The sequence below is a fragment of the Bifidobacteriaceae bacterium genome (assembly GCA_031281585.1).
Classification (GTDB): domain Bacteria; phylum Actinomycetota; class Actinomycetes; order Actinomycetales; family WQXJ01; genus JAIRTF01.
The window spans coordinates 1-15,328 of sequence record JAITFE010000117.1 but is presented as its reverse complement, the minus strand read 5'-3'; the positions used below and the strand labels follow the sequence as shown (position 1 = coordinate 15,328).

Below are 15,328 nucleotides of genomic sequence, written 5' to 3'. Positions count from 1 at the left end.
CACAACCGCTTGGAACGACAAATAGTAAGGGGAACTGATTTCTATGGCACAACGGGTAGTTGTCGAGTTGCTTGACGACCTAGACCAAACCCCCGCCACCGCAACCGTCGAGTTCGGCCTCGACGGCATCAATTACACAATCGACCTCAACGACGCGCACGCCGCCGAACTGCGCGCCTTCCTCGAACCGTACGCCAAAGTTGGCCGCCGCCCGGGCTCCAAGCGTCCGGGCTCCGGTTCTGCCCCAGCTGGCGCCGTCGCCTTTGACCCCGCCGCCGTCCGCGCCTGGGCCGATTCCAATGGGATCAAGGTCTCCAAGCGCGGCCGCGTGCCCGCCTGGGTCGTCGAGAAGTACCACGAGGCCGGGTACTAGGGATTCTGGTCGCCGGGGGGTTCGCAGCCTAAGGTCGCGGGCCCCCCGGCGTCAGTCCGTCAAGCCGGGCGGCAACGCCGGATACTCCGGCAGCTCCGGCTTGACGGACAGGAACACCGTCGAGGCAACGAGGCCCCCCGGCACCACCGCCAGAGCGACGATCAGCATCAAGATGGCTGGCGCGGTCATGTTGGCTCACACCCTTTCCGCGAGTCGCGATTCGCCGGCCGGACCGTCCGCCCCCAGGCGGTTCCCGCGCGCCTGGGGCGCGGCGTAGGCCGGATAGACCTTGAAATCCAATGGGTCGTGGCGCCACGGCACCAGCGCAAACGCGAGCGCTGCCACCACGCAAGCGGCGATCACGCCCCAGCCGGCCGCGTACAGCAGCCCCCAGTCGTAGCCCTCGTAGGGCTCCTTGAACAGGCCGATCACCGTCAGCACCAAGGTGTATGCCAAGACAAGCGGCGAGACCACCGCGACCAAGAAGCGCCAGACGCGCCCCACTTTGAAGGTCGAGAGGACCGACAGGTGGAACGAGAGTTCGTTCCCCTTCCGGTAGCCCCACATGGTCACCGCCATCATGACGACGGCGGATAGCACAATCCCGACTTCGTTGGTGTACTTGTCGACCACGTCCAGGTTGGGCAACCCCGCCTTGGTGCCGAAGGCCACCAGCGAGATGGCCGCCACAGGCACCCCCATCACGAGCGCGGACTTGGCCTCCGACCACCTGAACTTGTCCTGGAGGGCGCCGGAGATTACCTGAAGGATCGAAATCAGGGACGTGAAGCCGGCCAGCAGCAGCGACCCGAAGAACAGCGCTCCGAACAGCGCGGAGCCGGGCAGTTCCGCGATCACCTTAGGGAAGGTGATGAAGGAGAGCCCAATGCCCTTGATTGAGGTGCTCTTGGCCAGCTCCTCCATGGTTTGGCCGTTCTCGTGGGCCATGAAACCGAGGATGGAGAACACGCCCAGGCCGGCCATGATCTCGAACGAGGAGTTCGCGAAGGCCACCACCAGCCCCGGGCTGGTCAGGTTGGACCGCCGCTTGCGGTAGGAGGCGTAGGTCAGCATGATCCCGAAGGCGATCGACAGGGAGAAGAAGATCTGGGCGTAGGCGGCGACCCAGACCTCGGGTTTGGCCAGAGCCGCGAAATCGGGCGTGAACAGCGAGTTCACCCCGTCGCCCGCGCCGGGCAGGAAGAGCGCCCGGACCACCAGGATCCCGAACGCGATCACCAGGACGGGGATGGCGATGGTGTTCGCCACCTCGACGCCCTTTCTCACGCCCAACGCCATGACGATGATCGCCACCACCCAGATTATGGCGAGCGGGATCAACACGCCCGCCACGGGCGCGAGGAAGCCGCCGGTCGCGCCGTCGGTTTGGAGGTACTTCTCAAACAGGAAGCCCGCCGTGTCGTCACCCCATTTGAGGCCAAAGGAGAACACGAAGTAGGAGGCGGCCCAGGCCAGGATGGCCGCGTAGTAGATCGCGATGAAGAAGCAGATCATGACCTGGAACCAGCCGATCGACTCGACCCACCGCCCCAGCTTGGCGCCCAGTCGCCGGAACGCCAGCGGCGGGCTCCCCCGGAAGCGGTGGCCCAGCGCGTAGTCCAGGAACAGGATCGGGATGCCCGCGGTCAGGAGGGCGACCAGATACGGGATCATGAACGCGCCGCCGCCGTTCTCATAGGCCACGCCCGGAAAACGCCAGATGTTGCCCAGACCGACGGCCGAGCCGATAGCCGATATGATGAACCCGAGCTGGCCGGACCACTGTTGGCGGTCCGGCGTGGCGGCGCTTGTGGCCATGTGCAATCCTTCGACGCTTGATCTGTTCGCATACCCCAAACAGGGCGCAATTACAAGGGACCCTACCTCGGGAATCCGCGTCTGTAACCGCATGTCCAAATAGTGAGACAGCGACGGGGGAGCGGACCCTCCCCGGCCAGGCCCCGCGTGCCCGCCCTATTCTGGTCGCGTGCGCGCGATCATTGTGAACCGTCCCGGCGGCGCCGCCGCCCTCCGCCTGACCGAAACCCCTCAGCCCGAACCCGGCCCCGGCCAAGTGCTGGTCAAAGTGGCGGCGGCCGGCGTCAATTTCATCGACACCTACCGCCGTTCGGGCGTCTACAAGGTGCCGTTCCCGCACATCCCCGGCTCCGAGGGTGCCGGCGCCATCGCCGCGCTCGGCCCGGACGTGGCCGATTTCGCGGTCGGCGACCAAGTCGCCTGGGCCAGTTCCGCCACCGGGTCCTACGCCGAATACGCGGTGGTCGATGCCGTCCAGTTGCTGCCCGTGCCGCCTGGGCTGACGCTCGACATCGCCGCCGCCGTGCCCCTCCAGGGCTTGACTGCCGACTACTTGACCAGGTCGACCTATCCGCTCGGGCCCCTGGACACGGCCCTCATCTACGCCGCCGCCGGCGGCGTGGGCCAACTGGCCACCCAGATGGCCTTGGCCGCGGACGCCACCGTGATCGCCACCGTCGGCTCCGCCGCCAAAGTGGAGGCGGTGGCGGGGCTTGGCGTGGCACCCGAGGCGATCGTCAACCTGGCGACCTTGGCCGACCTGACCACCGAACTGCCCGCCCGAGTGCGGGAGTTGACGAACGGCGAGGGGGCGCACGTCGCGTACGACGGCATCGGGCGCGACACCTTCGCGGCCACGCTGGCAAGCCTGCGACGCCGGGGCATGGCGGTGCTCTACGGCGGGGCTTCCGGGCAAGTTCCGCCCTTCGACCCCCAGGAGCTGAACGCGCACGGCTCGCTCTACCTGACGCGTCCAAAACTGGGCGACTACACCGCCACCCCCGCTGAACTGCGGGAACGGGCCGAACGAGTCTTCGGAGCGGTGGCGGATGGCGCCCTGAGAGTCTCGATTGGCGCCCGTTTCCCGTTGGCCGATGCGGCCAATGCGCACGAAGCCCTCGAATCACGCCAAAGTCAGGGTAAAATCGTGCTTTATCTGTAGGCGGGCTGCGCGGCCGGAGTTGGCCGCGCCAGACCAACAATTGAAACGAGCCGAAATGCGATCTTCCCCAAATAGCCATCGGCAGCCGCTCAGGCGGCTTGCCTGGTTGGCGTGCGCCGGAGCCGTTGCCACCGCCGGCCTGATAATTCCGACCGGGTCCGAACCCGCCCAGGCCGCCCCGCCGGCCAGCTTCTCCATTGCCGGGTCGGGCTGGGGCCACGGGGTCGGCATGTCCCAGTACGGGGCCCAGGAGATGGCCAAAGCCGGCCAGAGCGCCGGCACCATCCTGCGCTTCTACTATCCCGGCGTCACCATCACGAACCAGACCCTCGGCAGCATCAGGGTGCAGTTGAGGCAGGCCGCGTCCGTAGTTGTCCGCTACGCCGGCGCTGCCGGCACCCTGACCCCCGCCGGGGGCGCGGCGGCAACCGTGGCGAAGGGAACGGCGGTCACTTTGAGCGTCTCCGGCGCCAACATCGTGGCGAACGGCGTGGGCGCGGCCAAGACCGCCCGGCAGTTCAACCTGGCCTGGAACGGCGCCGCCGACTGCTCCGGCTACGTGACGGTCGACGGGTCCAGCGGCTCGGGCGGCTACTGCCGCGGCACGCTGACCGCGACGGTGATAGACGGCAAAGTCAACTTGATCGCCACCATGGGGCTGGCCCGCGAATACATCTACGGGCTGGGTGAGGTCCCCTCCTCCTGGGAGTCCGCGGCGCTGCGGGCGCAGGCGACGGCCAGCCGCACCTACGCCGCGAAGCAGCCGTACAAGAGCGGCTGCAACTGCGAGGTCTATTCGGACACCCGGTCGCAGGCCTACGTGGGCCGGTCCAAAGAGACCGAGGCCGGCGGCTGGGGGGCCCGGTGGGTCGCCGCCGTCAACGCCGACGCCCCGACCGGCTCCATCGGAGCCATGATCATGTACGGCGGGTCACCCATCTCCGCCAACTACAGCGCCGCCAACGGCGGCTCCATCGAAGCATCGTCCGACATTTGGGGAGGCACGCTCCCTTACTCGGTCGCCAAGGCCGACCCGTGGTCGGTGGCCGCCGGGGTGCCGGATTCGATCAAAGCCTGGAAGGTGACCAAGACGCAGGCCGAAATGAAAGCCATCTTCGGCCTGCCAGACGTGGCCTCGGTCGCGATCACGGCCAAGACGGGGGGCGGCAGCGCCAAAACCATCGTGGCGAAGGCCACCAACGGCAGCGCCAAGACCATCACCGGAGCGGAAACCATCCGGAACGCGTTCGGCCTGAAATCCGCCCACTTCACCATCACGGCGGTGACAGCGCCCGTCGGCCAGACCACGCCGGTCACAACGCCCTTCACCGACATTGTTCTGACGTCAGACCTGACCGGCGACGGCCGCGGCGACGTGATCGCGCTTGACCCGGAGGGACGGCTGGTCATGTACCCGTTCGTCAATTCCGGCGGACGCGACGTGTTCGCGGCCAACCGGCTGCTGGCCACCGGGCTGAAAGGGCACCGCGTCCACGGCGCCGGCGACTGGAACCGCGACGGTTACGGCGACGTCATCACCATTGATCCCGCCGGGTACCTTTACCTTCGGCGCGGCGGCCCCGGCGGGACCCTGGCGGATCCGGTCGTGATCGGCAGCGGCTGGCAGGGTTGGCGTGCCATCCCCGTGGCCGACATCTCGGGGGACGGCTGGCCCGACCTCTTGGGGATCGACTCGAACGGGACGCTGTGGACCTGGAAGGGCTGCGGGGATCCGGGCGTCTGCGGCGGCCGGACCCAGGCCGGCTCGGGTTGGAAGAGCTACAAGGCCTATTCGGCGGGCGACTTCAACGGGGACGGCGTGGGCGACCTCTTCGGGATTGACCCCGGCGGGGTCCTGTGGCTCTACCCCGGCCTGGGGAACTCAAACTTCGGCGCGAGGCGCCAGGCCGGCTCCGGCTGGGGCGGCTACCTCCTGGTCGCCGGAGCGGACGTGAACGGCAACCGCTTCGCGGACATCATGGGCCGGGACGAATCGACCAAGAAGCTCTACTTCTACCCCAACAACAGCGGCGCGGGCGTCTCCGGCAAATACCAGGTGGGAATCGGCTGGTAGCCCCAACCGATTCAGAACCGGCCAGAAACGGGGACGGTACCTATTTCGACCGGTTGGAAATGGGGACGGTACCTATTTCGACCGGGCGGTGCAGGCGTGTTAGGGCCGGCCTTGCCGGCTGGGCCTGGCCGTCTATTCCGTAGCCTGCCTCGCGCAAGCGCTTCACCTGGTGCTTTACCTCGGCCACAGCCCAAAGGCGGGTGATTCCGTCAGCCGCGAGAGGGCCGTTGGGCCCGTGGACAAAGGCCGCCAGCCGGGCCTGGTCCAGGCCAGGCCCGGAGGCGTGGTGGGCCAGCAATTCGGCCGCGCCCTCCTCGCCCCGCTCCGGCCGCCAGGCCACCAGCCCCACCGCTCTATCACCCTCGAAGATCAGGGCCACTCCGGCTGGTCCTTGGGCCAAGCGGGCCAGCAGGCCCGGAAACTCGGTCAGGACCGCGTCGCCATGCCGGGCCATGTGCCAGCGGAAAATGGAGCTCTCGTCGTCAATGCGGGCGAAGGCGAGGTCCGCGCCCAGGGGCTGGGCGCCCTTGTGCGCGTGCCTGGCCCCTTTGCGCTTCGCCACCGGCAGGCCTCCGCCGCTCCGAACGGGCCGTCAGGCCCGCAGTTCGGCCCCGAGCCGGCCGGCCTGTTTGATGGCCCCAGCCCGCGCGGCGGCGATCTCCTCCGGCGTGAGGGTGTGGTCGCCAGCCCGCAGCCTGAGCGCGATCGCCACCGACTTCTTGTCCTGCGGGATTTGGCCGCCCTGGTAGACGTCGAAGACGAAGGCGTCCTCGACCAGCGGGCCGGCGCCGGCGCGGACCGCCTCCACCAAATCGGCCGCCGGCAGCGAGCGCGGAACCACAAAGGCTAGATCTTCCTTGGCCAGCGGTTGCGGCGAGACGGGGGTCGCCGGAACCGTCACGGGCGCCAACTCGATCAACCGGTCCAAGTCGACTTCGAACGCCACCGCGCCCTCCGGCAGGCCGAACTCGCGCACCACAGCCGGGTGCAGTTCGCCGGCGTGCCCAACGACAACCCCCTCGCCAGCCGTCAGGCGGGCGCAACGGCCGGGATGGAAGGGCGCCTCTTGAGCCTGGGAGGCCGTCAACTCCACGTTGACGGCCCGGCCCAAGGTCTTCGCCGCTTCGACCGCATCGGCCCAATCGGCCGCCCGGCCCGCCCCCCAAACCCCCGGGCGCACCCGATAGCCCATCAAGACTCCGGCGGCGTGGCGCGGTTGGTCCGGCACGGCCTGGATCACCTGGGCCAGTTCCTCATTCGACGGCCGCGCGTCCACGCGCGGGATGGGCGCGCGCGTTTGAACCGCCCCCGCGTGGGTGACAAGGCCGATCTCGAACAGGCCCGCGTCGGCCAGGCCCCGCGCGGCGTTCCGCCGGGCCGCGCCGAGCAGGGTCTGAAGAACCTGGGTGCGCAGCAGCGGCACGGCCGCGTCCAGCGGGTTGGCCAGGCGCACCGCGCGGCGCCTTGGGTCCTCCTCGCCATAGCCAAGCGCGTCGAACACGGCCGTCCCCACAAACGGGTAGCTCAGGACTTCGACCAGGCCGAAATCGGCCAACGAGCGGGCGACCGACCGGCGCAGCCGCTGCGACTTCGTAAGTCCGCCGCCAGCCGGAGCGCTCGCCAGCGCGGACGGGATCTTGGCGTAGCCGTCAATCCGGGCGACCTCCTCGACCAGGTCGACCGCCCTGGTCAGGTCCGGGCGCCAACTGGGCGGGATGACCACCCAGGGTCCGGCGCCGGGAGGAGCGGCAGGTCCGGCCGCGCCGGGCTTGGTGGCCACACCGGCCTCAACGGCCACAGTCGGGATTGCGGCCCCAGCGGCCACGGTCGGGCTTGCGGCCCGAGCCGACACAATTGGGCTTGCGGCCCCAGCCGACACAATTGGGCTTGTGGCCCCGGCCGACACAATTGGGCTTGCGGCCGGAGCCGACACAATTGGGCTTGCGGGCCCTGTCGCCACGGTTGGGCTTGCGGCCCCAGCCGCCACATCTAGGCCTGCGGCCCCAGCGAACACGCCTCGGCTTGCGGCCACGCCCGGGTCGGCCGCGCCGTCCCCGACTGGGGCGGGCTGAGGCGCGGCGGGCGGGGCGAGAGGCGACCCGGCGGCATCGTGCACCTGGCAACCTATCTCCTCCAAAACCTGGCGCACCCGCTCCGGGGTGTAGGCGACCCCGACCAACCGGGACGGGTAGGCCGGGTCGAAAGCGATCGGCGGGACCGGGGCGGGGCGGCCGACGTCCGTCACGGCCGCGTCCGCCTCGCCGCCGCCGTACTCGATCAGCAAGTCGACCACGCGCTGAGCCGCTTTGGGCGGCAACTCGGGGTCCGCGCCCCGCTCGAAGCGCTTGGCCGCCTCCGAGCCGAGCTTGTGGCGCCGCGAGGTCCGGGCCACCGTCACGGGATCGAAATGGGCGGCCTCGATCAGCAGGTCGCGGGTCTGCTCGGCGACCTCCGACGAGGCGCCGCCCATCACGCCCGCCAAACCGAGGACCCGGCCGGCCCGTTCGCCGTCCGGCGAATCGGTGATCAGCAGATCCTCCCGGTCGAGGGCCCGGTCCACGTCATCCAACGTGACCAGGCGCTCGCCGGGGCGGGCGCGGCGGACCACGATCGGCTCGGCCACTCCGTGCAGGTCATAGGCGTGGAGCGGCTGGCCCAACTCCAACATGACGTAGTTGGTCACATCCACGGCCAAGGAGATGGGCCGCATCCCGGACTGGGTCAGGCGCCGCTGCATCCACTCCGGCGAGGGCTTGGACGCGGCGCAACCACGCACCACCCGGGCCACGAACCGGTCGCAACCGGGCTGGCCGTGGATGGGGGCGGCATCGTCCAACTCGACGCCAAAACCGTTCGGCGTGGCGGGCGGCGTGGCGACCAACGCCGGGTCGGCGAAAGGCGCGCCAGTGGCGTGCGAGAACTCGCGGGCGACCCCCCGGATTGAGAAGCAGTAGCCGCGGTCGGGGGTGACGTTGACCTCGACCGTCTGCTCATCCAGGTGCAGCAGCGGGATCATGTCTTGGCCCGGCGCCGGGTCCAGCCCCAGGCGGGAGAGCACAATGATGCCGGAATGGTCCTCCCCCAAGCCCAATTCGCGGGCGGAACAGATCATGCCGTCCGACACGTGGCCGTAGGTCTTGCGGGCCGTGATGGGGAACGGCCCCGGCAGCACCGCGCCGGGAAGCGCCACCACCACTTTGTCGCCCGCTTGGAAGTTATGGGCGCCGCAGACGATGCCGCGCACGCCGCCGTGTTCCTCCCCCACGTCGACTTGGCACCAGTTGATGGTCTTGCCGTTCTTTTGCGGCTCCGCTTGGGCTTCCAGCACTTTTCCGGCCACCAGCGGACCCGTCACGCCGGAGCCGTGGATAGTCTCTTCCTCCAACCCGACCGAGACCAGGGCGGCGGCCACCTGCTCGCCGTCGCGGCCCTGAAGCGGCGTGAACTCGGCCAGCCAAGGCAATGGGATCAACATCAGATTTCCACCCCGTAGTTCAGCGAGAAGCGGATGTCGCCCTCGACCATGTCGCGCATGTCCTTCACACCGTTCCGGAACATCAGCGTCCGCTCAATGCCCATCCCGAACGCGAAACCCTGGTATTCGGTCGGATCCACTCCGCAGGCGACCAGCACATTCGGGTCCACCATCCCGCAGCCGCCCCACTCGATCCAGCCCGAGCCGCCGCAGGTCCGGCAGGTCGGGTCCGCGCCCCGGCAAGCGAAGCACAGCAAGTCCATTTCCGCGCTGGGCTCGGTGAAAGGGAAGAACGACGGCCGCAGCCTGGTTGTGACGCCCTCGCCGAACATGGCGTCCGCCAGGTGGTCCAACGTGCCCCTGAGGTCCGCCATCGTCAGGTTCTTGTCCACCGCGAGGCCTTCGACCTGGTGGAACACCGGCGTGTGGGTGGCGTCCAACTCGTCCGTGCGGAAGACCTTGCCCGGGACCGCCACATAGCAGGGCGCGCCGCGGCTGAGCAGCACGCGGGCCTGGACCGGGCTGGTGTGCGTGCGCATGACCAGGCCGCTTCCCGGCGGGTCTATGAAGAAGGTGTCCTGCATTTGGCGGGCCGGGTGGTCCGGGCCGAAGTTGAGGGCGTCGAAGTTGAACCATTCCGCCTCAAGTTCCGGCCCTTCGGCGATGGTCCAGCCCATGGCCGTGAAAATGTCGGCGATGCGCTCCTGGGTCAGTTCCAGCGGATGGCGGGCGCCCGGCGTGCGGCGCTCGGTCGGCAGGGTGACGTCGACCGTCTCTTTGCCCAGTTGGTCCGCCGCCGCCGCGCGTTCCAGCGTCTCCCGGCGCTGGTCGAACGCTGCGAAAACGGCCTTCTTGACCGCGCCCATGTTCTTGCCCGCCTGGGCCCGGTCCGGCCCTGGGAGTTCTTTGATGGACCGGTTGGCCTGGGCCATGGCGCTTTGGTCGCCCGTCCACTGGCGGCGCAGCCGGCCCAGGTCCTCCAGGTTGGCGGCCCCCGCCGCCGCCTGAGTGGCTTGGCCCGCCAGCCGGTCCAGCCCGGCTTGGTCAAGGGGTGAGACTGATTCAGACACGAAGGGCATTGTCCCACACCCGACTTCGGTACTTGGGGGTGTTGCCGCCCGGGTGCCAATCCGCGCCCGCAGACGGGGCGGGAACCCGCAGGCGGGCGAAGAGACGGGCTGGCTGACGGGAACCCGCGCGACTGGGCCGGACGGCATCGGCGGCTTGGGGACCTGGGGGCCCTCGGGGGAACCCGTGAAACCACGCGGACGGCACTGGCGGCTTGGCGGGCGGCCTACCCCGCGCGCGAACGCGCGGCGGGCGCCCGGCGCCCCAGGGCAATAGCATTGGGGACCGTGGCAACCTCAGACTCGGCTTCCCCCCGCGATTCGCGGACCGCTCCCCCGGCCCCGGCCCCCGGCGATTCGCCGGACGGCCAAGGCGCCCATTGGGTGCTGACCCTGTCCTGCCCGGACAGGCCCGGCATTGTGCATGCCGTCTCCGGGGCGTTGGCGGCGATCGGCGGCAACATCACCGAATCGCAGCAATACGGGGACTCGGAGTCGGGGCGGTTTTTCATGCGCGTCCAGGTTCAGGCGCCGGTCGACCGGCGCGTGCTCGACGCGGTGATTCTGCCGGTGGCCGAGCGATTCGCCATGGACTGGCGTTTGGACGTCGTGGGGCGCCCCGTGCGCACCATCGTGATGGTCTCCAAGGCCGCCCACTGCCTGATCGATTTGGCCTACCGCCGCCAGCAGGAGCGCCTGCCCATTGAGATCGTGGCGGTGGTTTCCAACCACCTCGAGTTGAAGCCGGTGGCCGACTTCTACGGCCTGGCGTTCCACCACGTGCCAGTCGCCAAGGACACCAAGGTCCAAGCGGAGGCCCAACTGAAAGACCTGGTGGTCAGCCTAGACGTGGAGTTGGTGGTGCTGGCCCGCTACATGCAGATCCTGAGCAACGACCTCTGCGACTTCCTGGCCGGCCGGGCGATCAACATCCACCATTCGTTCCTGCCCTCCTTCAAGGGGGCCCGCCCCTACGCCCAGGCCTACGCCCGCGGCGTCAAACTGATCGGGGCCACAGCCCACTACGTCACCGCCGCACTGGACGAGGGCCCGATCATTGAGCAGGACGTCGAGCGGGTCGACCACTCGATCAGCGTCGAGGACCTGGGGCACCTGGGTGAAGACGTGGAGCGCCGGGCCCTCGCGCGAGCAGTCCGCTGGCACGCCGAACACCGCGTCCTGATCAACGGCACCCGGACCGTGGTCTTCCGCTAGCGCCGCCCGGCCGTCGCCACCGAATGATTCCCACTTCACCGCGGAGGAACGGCGTCCTCCTCGGCGGCTGATCCAGCACCCCCTCAGCGATGATCCGCATCCGTGCCGATGGAATAATCGTCAGCAAAAGGACGGCAGGAGGCGATCCTGGCGACCCCGATGAGGTACCGGGACGTGGCGCCCACGACATGCCGTCCTCCCTGGACGCCCGTGATGACCCGACGTCCGGCTTGGCCCCAGCGGAGTCCAGCATCACCACCGCACCGGACCCGGCCCAAGACTTGGCCGATCCGGGCATCGGCTCCGGCACCCTTCGACGGTGGAACCGCTTGCATTCGAAGACGGCGAGCACGGTCGCGACGGGGGCTGCCCGGGCGACCGGACGGCATCGGGCATAGGCGCTCTGGCCGGCTACACCGCGAGGCGGGCCTGCAGGCCCTCGTCAAGCGCAGCCAGGAAATCCTCCGTGGTCAGCCAGGGCTGGTCCGGGCCGATCAGCATGGCGAGGTCCTTGGTCATCTGGCCGGACTCGACCGTCTTGATGATGGTGTCCTCCAAGGCCTCGGCGAAGCCGGTCACCTCCGGGGTGGAATCGAGCTTGCCGCGGTGCTTCAGACCGCCGGTCCAGGCGAAGATGGAGGCGATCGGGTTGGTCGAGGTCGGCTTGCCCTGCTGGTGCAGCCTGTAATGCCTGGTGACGGTGCCGTGGGCGGCCTCCGCCTCCACCGTCTTGCCGTCCGGGGTCATCAGCACGGACGTCATCAGACCCAGCGATCCGAAGCCCTGAGCCACCGTGTCTGACTGCACGTCGCCGTCGTAGTTCTTACACGCCCACAGGTAGCCGCCCTCCCATTTGAGGGCGCTGGCGACCATGTCGTCGATCAGGCGGTGCTCGTAGATGAGGCCGGCCGCCTCGAACCGGGCTTTGTATTCGTCCTCGTAGATGGCTGCGAAGATGTCCTTGAACGCGCCGTCGTACCTTTTCAGGATGGTGTTCTTGGTCGACAGGTAGACGGGGTAGCCGCGCTGGAGCCCGTAGGCGAAGCAAGCCCGCGCGAAGTCCCTGATTGAGTCCGTGAAGTTGTATTGCCCCAGGATGACGCCGCCCTCCTCCGGGAGGCGCACCACCTCAAGTTCGACTGGTTTGGAGCCGTCGTCCGGGATGAAGGACAGCATTACTTTGCCGCCCTTGTCGGTCCGGTAGTCGGTCGCCTTGTACTGGTCGCCGAAAGCGTGGCGGCCGATCACGATCGGCTTGGTCCAGCCCGGCACCAACCGGGGCACGTTCGAGATGATGATCGGCTCGCGGAAAACCACGCCGCCCAGAATGTTGCGGATCGTGCCGTTGGGCGACTTCCACATCTTCTTCAGCCCGAACTCCTGCACCCGCGCCTCGTCCGGGGTGATCGTGGCGCACTTGACGCCCACGCCGTGCTGCTTGATCGCATTCGCCGAGTCGACCGTGACTTGGTCGTTGGTCGCGTCGCGGTTCTCAATCGACAGGTCGTAGTACCTCAGGTCGATGTCCAGATAGGGAAGGATCAGGCGATCCTTGATGAAGTGCCAGATGATCCGGGTCATCTCATCGCCATCGAGTTCGACCACCGGAGCCGCAACCTTTATTTTCGTCATTCTTCTCATTCCTCGTTCGAGCCTTGACTTGGGCTGTATGCACCGCGCTTTTCTCTATTTTACTCGACGTCAAGAGGACTCGGGACCGGGCGCGCCTGCTGGCGCCTTTCCGCGCCCTATGCGAGGGGGCCGTCGCTCACATGGTCGGAACGCTCGATGCGCAGGCTGTTCCGCGCCCTATGCGAGGGGGCCGTCGGCTTGACTTCGCTAGCGATCCCGGCTGCGGTGTCTCCCCTTCAGCCTGGGGGTCTTGACGGGCGTCCATCCTTCAAGGGCCGCCCTTCGCGCCGCTCGTCGACTCCACCAGCTTGGTGGTGTCGTTCCCAGGTGACCCCGGCCGCCGCGGCCGGACCCGCCCATCCAGCTGACCAGCGCAAACGCCGATGGCCCGGGAACTGCAAGCGCCACGGCACATCCGCGAACGACACCACCGGCCGGGTGGTGTCGGCCAGCGGTGAGACAAGCCGCCGCGAGGGTCTCTTGTGGCGGCTCCGAGGTGAATATTGGGTCAATGAACGCGATCAGGGAGACGGCGGGTTTGACCGACTGGCAGGCGCGTCAAGTGCGGCGCGAGGGGACGCGGATGGCCGTTGGCTTCTACCTGGAGCCGGGCGACGACCCGGACTCGCTCGTCAACAGGGTCAGCGCGGCGCTCGCGGCGGCGCCACCCGGCTCAATGGCCACCGGGGTGACGGGCTTCGCCCTCGCGGGCCTGCCCCTGCCCGCCCGAAACGAACGCGAGGCCGCCGCGAACGTCCACTTGCTAATGCCCAAAGGAGCCGGTCGGCGGCACAGGCGCCCCGGAGTTGTGACTCACCTGTTCAACGGCGAGCCACCGGCCGCATGGCTCACGCCGGGTCAAATTCCCGTGGCCGATCTGCGCCAATGCTGGGTCGATGCCGTCCGGCACTTAGCCCTAAGGGATCCATGGGAGATCGACCCCCAACTCCTTCCCATTCAGCGGGGACGATTCAACACAGAAAGGCGCCGAGCCTGGCTGCAGGCGGTGCAAATGGGCGACGTCCTGGTCCGGCGCCAACAAGCGCCCACATCGTTGGCGGATTTCGGCCGGCATATGGCCCGGCTCGCCCCCAGCCCTGGGACGAGGCTGATCCGGGCGGCTTTCGCCGCCGTCCGGGCAGGCACGGATTCGCTGCCCGAGACGCAGATCCGACTCGCCGTCATGGAGGCCGGCTTCCCCGAACCCGCAGTCAATTTGGAGGTTGAAGTCGCGGGCAGCCGCCGTTACCTCGACCTTTGCTGGCCCGACCAATGGATTGACCTCGAGTACCAGGGCTCCGACCACTTCTCCGACCCGGCCCAAGTCAAGGCGGACATGCGTCGACGCGGCGAGTTGCAGCGGGGCGGTTGGACCATTGTCGAGGCCGCCACTCGCGATCTCGGCGATCCGGGCCAGCTATTCGGCCGTTTGGCGGCCGCGTTCCACTGGTAAACGACCGGCCGACCGCCGCAGGTGCACCCGTGAGCGACACCACCGGTTAGGTGGTGTCGCTCAGCGGTGGGGGCCGGCGTCGCGGCGAAAACCGGCCAGCCCTCCTACCAGCGCAAACACCGACGGGCGCCAGATGGGCGCCGCGTAGGTTCACCCGTGAGCGACACCACCGGACGGGTGGTGTCGTTGGGCGGTGGGGCCGGCGCCGCGCAGGCAACCGGCCAGCCGCGCGACCGGGGCAAACACCGGCGGGCACCAGAGGGGCACCGACCAAGCCCACCCGTGAACGACACCACCGGTTAGGTGGTGTCGTCGGGCGGTGGGGGCTGGCGCCGCGGCGGAAACCGGCCAGCCCTCCTACCAGGGCAAACGCCGACGGGCGCCGGAGGGACGACGCGTAGGTTCACCCGCGAACGACACCACCCGTCGGGTGGTGTCGTCGGGCGGTGGGGGGCGGCGTCGCGGCGGAAACCTGCCAGCCCTCCGACCAGCGCAAACACCGACGGGCACCGGAGGGGCACCGACCAAACTCACCTGTGAACGACACCACCGGTTGGGTGGTGTCGTTGGGCGGTGGGGGGCGGCGTCGCGGCGGAAACCGGGCAGCCCCCGCGACCAGCGCAAACGCCGACGGGCGCCAGAGGGGCGCCGACCGAGCTCACCCGGGAACGACACCACCGGTTAGGTGGTGTCGATCAACGGTGCCGGCGGCGTCGCGGTGGAAACCGGCCAGCCCCCCCTACCAGCGCAAACACCGGCGCATGCCAGAGGGCACCGACCAAGCCCACCGCCCAACGACACCACCGGTTGGGTGGTGTCGTTGGGCGGTGGATCCGGGGCGCCCGCGCCGGGCGGGGAAGCGGATCGGCGGGTCGGGCGGGCGCGCTCGCGGCGCGGACGCGGCAAGATCGGGCGCGCGCGGGAGGACCGGAGGGGACGGGTTGGGGCGACCGGCTGGGCAACCGGGGGGCCGGCGGGGACGGGTTGGGGGCAACGGGCTGGGTAACGGGATGACCGGGGGACGGGTTGGGGCGACCGGTTGGGTGGCCGGGGGGCGGA

11 protein-coding genes are annotated in these 15,328 nt (G+C 68.9%); 5 read left to right on the top strand and 6 right to left on the bottom strand.

What is annotated here, in order from left to right; translation table 11 throughout:
* Window positions 1-43: 43 nt before the first annotated feature.
* Window positions 44-373: an Lsr2 family protein gene (locus LBC97_12705; GenBank protein MDR2566887.1), complete on the top strand. Its 330-nt coding sequence runs from the start codon at window positions 44-46 to the stop codon at window positions 371-373.
* Window positions 374-424: 51 nt separating this feature from the next.
* On the opposite strand, the gene LBC97_12700 is transcribed toward LBC97_12705, so the two are convergent.
* Window positions 425-562, bottom strand: a complete 138-nt coding sequence (locus LBC97_12700) for a MetS family NSS transporter small subunit (GenBank protein ID MDR2566886.1) — start codon at window positions 560-562, stop codon at window positions 425-427.
* Window positions 563-568: 6 nt separating this feature from the next.
* Entirely contained in the window at window positions 569-2,191 is a 1,623-nt protein-coding gene (locus tag LBC97_12695; protein ID MDR2566885.1) for a sodium-dependent transporter, read from the bottom strand.
* 169 nt (window positions 2,192-2,360) lie between these two features.
* Here LBC97_12695 and LBC97_12690 point away from each other — a divergent pair, with 169 nt between their 5' ends.
* Window positions 2,361-3,353, top strand: coding sequence for a quinone oxidoreductase (locus LBC97_12690; protein MDR2566884.1), 993 nt, complete (start codon window positions 2,361-2,363; stop codon window positions 3,351-3,353).
* A 55-nt stretch (window positions 3,354-3,408) separates the two neighbouring features.
* A complete protein-coding gene (locus LBC97_12685; protein MDR2566883.1) occupies window positions 3,409-5,427 on the top strand; it encodes a SpoIID/LytB domain-containing protein in 2,019 nt (672 codons plus the stop codon).
* 40 nt (window positions 5,428-5,467) lie between these two features.
* On the opposite strand, the gene LBC97_12680 is transcribed toward LBC97_12685, so the two are convergent.
* The 3 genes from LBC97_12680 to pheS are packed head-to-tail and all read right to left on the bottom strand — an operon-like array spanning window position 5,468 to window position 9,981.
* Window positions 5,468-5,989, bottom strand: coding sequence for a hypothetical protein (locus LBC97_12680; GenBank protein MDR2566882.1), 522 nt, complete (start codon window positions 5,987-5,989; stop codon window positions 5,468-5,470).
* Between the two features lie 30 nt (window positions 5,990-6,019).
* Entirely contained in the window at window positions 6,020-8,902 is a 2,883-nt protein-coding gene (locus LBC97_12675) for a hypothetical protein (protein MDR2566881.1), read from the bottom strand.
* A complete protein-coding gene (gene pheS, locus LBC97_12670; GenBank protein ID MDR2566880.1) occupies window positions 8,902-9,981 on the bottom strand; it encodes a phenylalanine--tRNA ligase subunit alpha in 1,080 nt (359 codons plus the stop codon). Before pheS ends, LBC97_12675 begins: the two co-directional genes overlap by 1 nt.
* 276 nt (window positions 9,982-10,257) lie before the next feature.
* Here pheS and purU point away from each other — a divergent pair, with 276 nt between their 5' ends.
* Window positions 10,258-11,184 carry a formyltetrahydrofolate deformylase gene (purU, locus tag LBC97_12665; GenBank protein MDR2566879.1) on the top strand — a complete coding sequence of 309 codons (927 nt, stop codon included), beginning with the start codon at window positions 10,258-10,260 and terminating at the stop codon, window positions 11,182-11,184.
* A gap of 411 nt (window positions 11,185-11,595) precedes the next feature.
* On the opposite strand, the gene LBC97_12660 is transcribed toward purU, so the two are convergent.
* On the bottom strand, window positions 11,596-12,816 hold the full coding sequence (locus tag LBC97_12660) for an NADP-dependent isocitrate dehydrogenase (protein MDR2566878.1): 1,221 nt from the start codon (window positions 12,814-12,816) through the stop codon (window positions 11,596-11,598).
* 511 nt (window positions 12,817-13,327) lie between these two features.
* Here LBC97_12660 and LBC97_12655 point away from each other — a divergent pair.
* A complete protein-coding gene (locus LBC97_12655; GenBank protein MDR2566877.1) occupies window positions 13,328-14,269 on the top strand; it encodes a hypothetical protein in 942 nt (313 codons plus the stop codon).
* Window positions 14,270-15,328 lie beyond the last annotated feature (1,059 nt).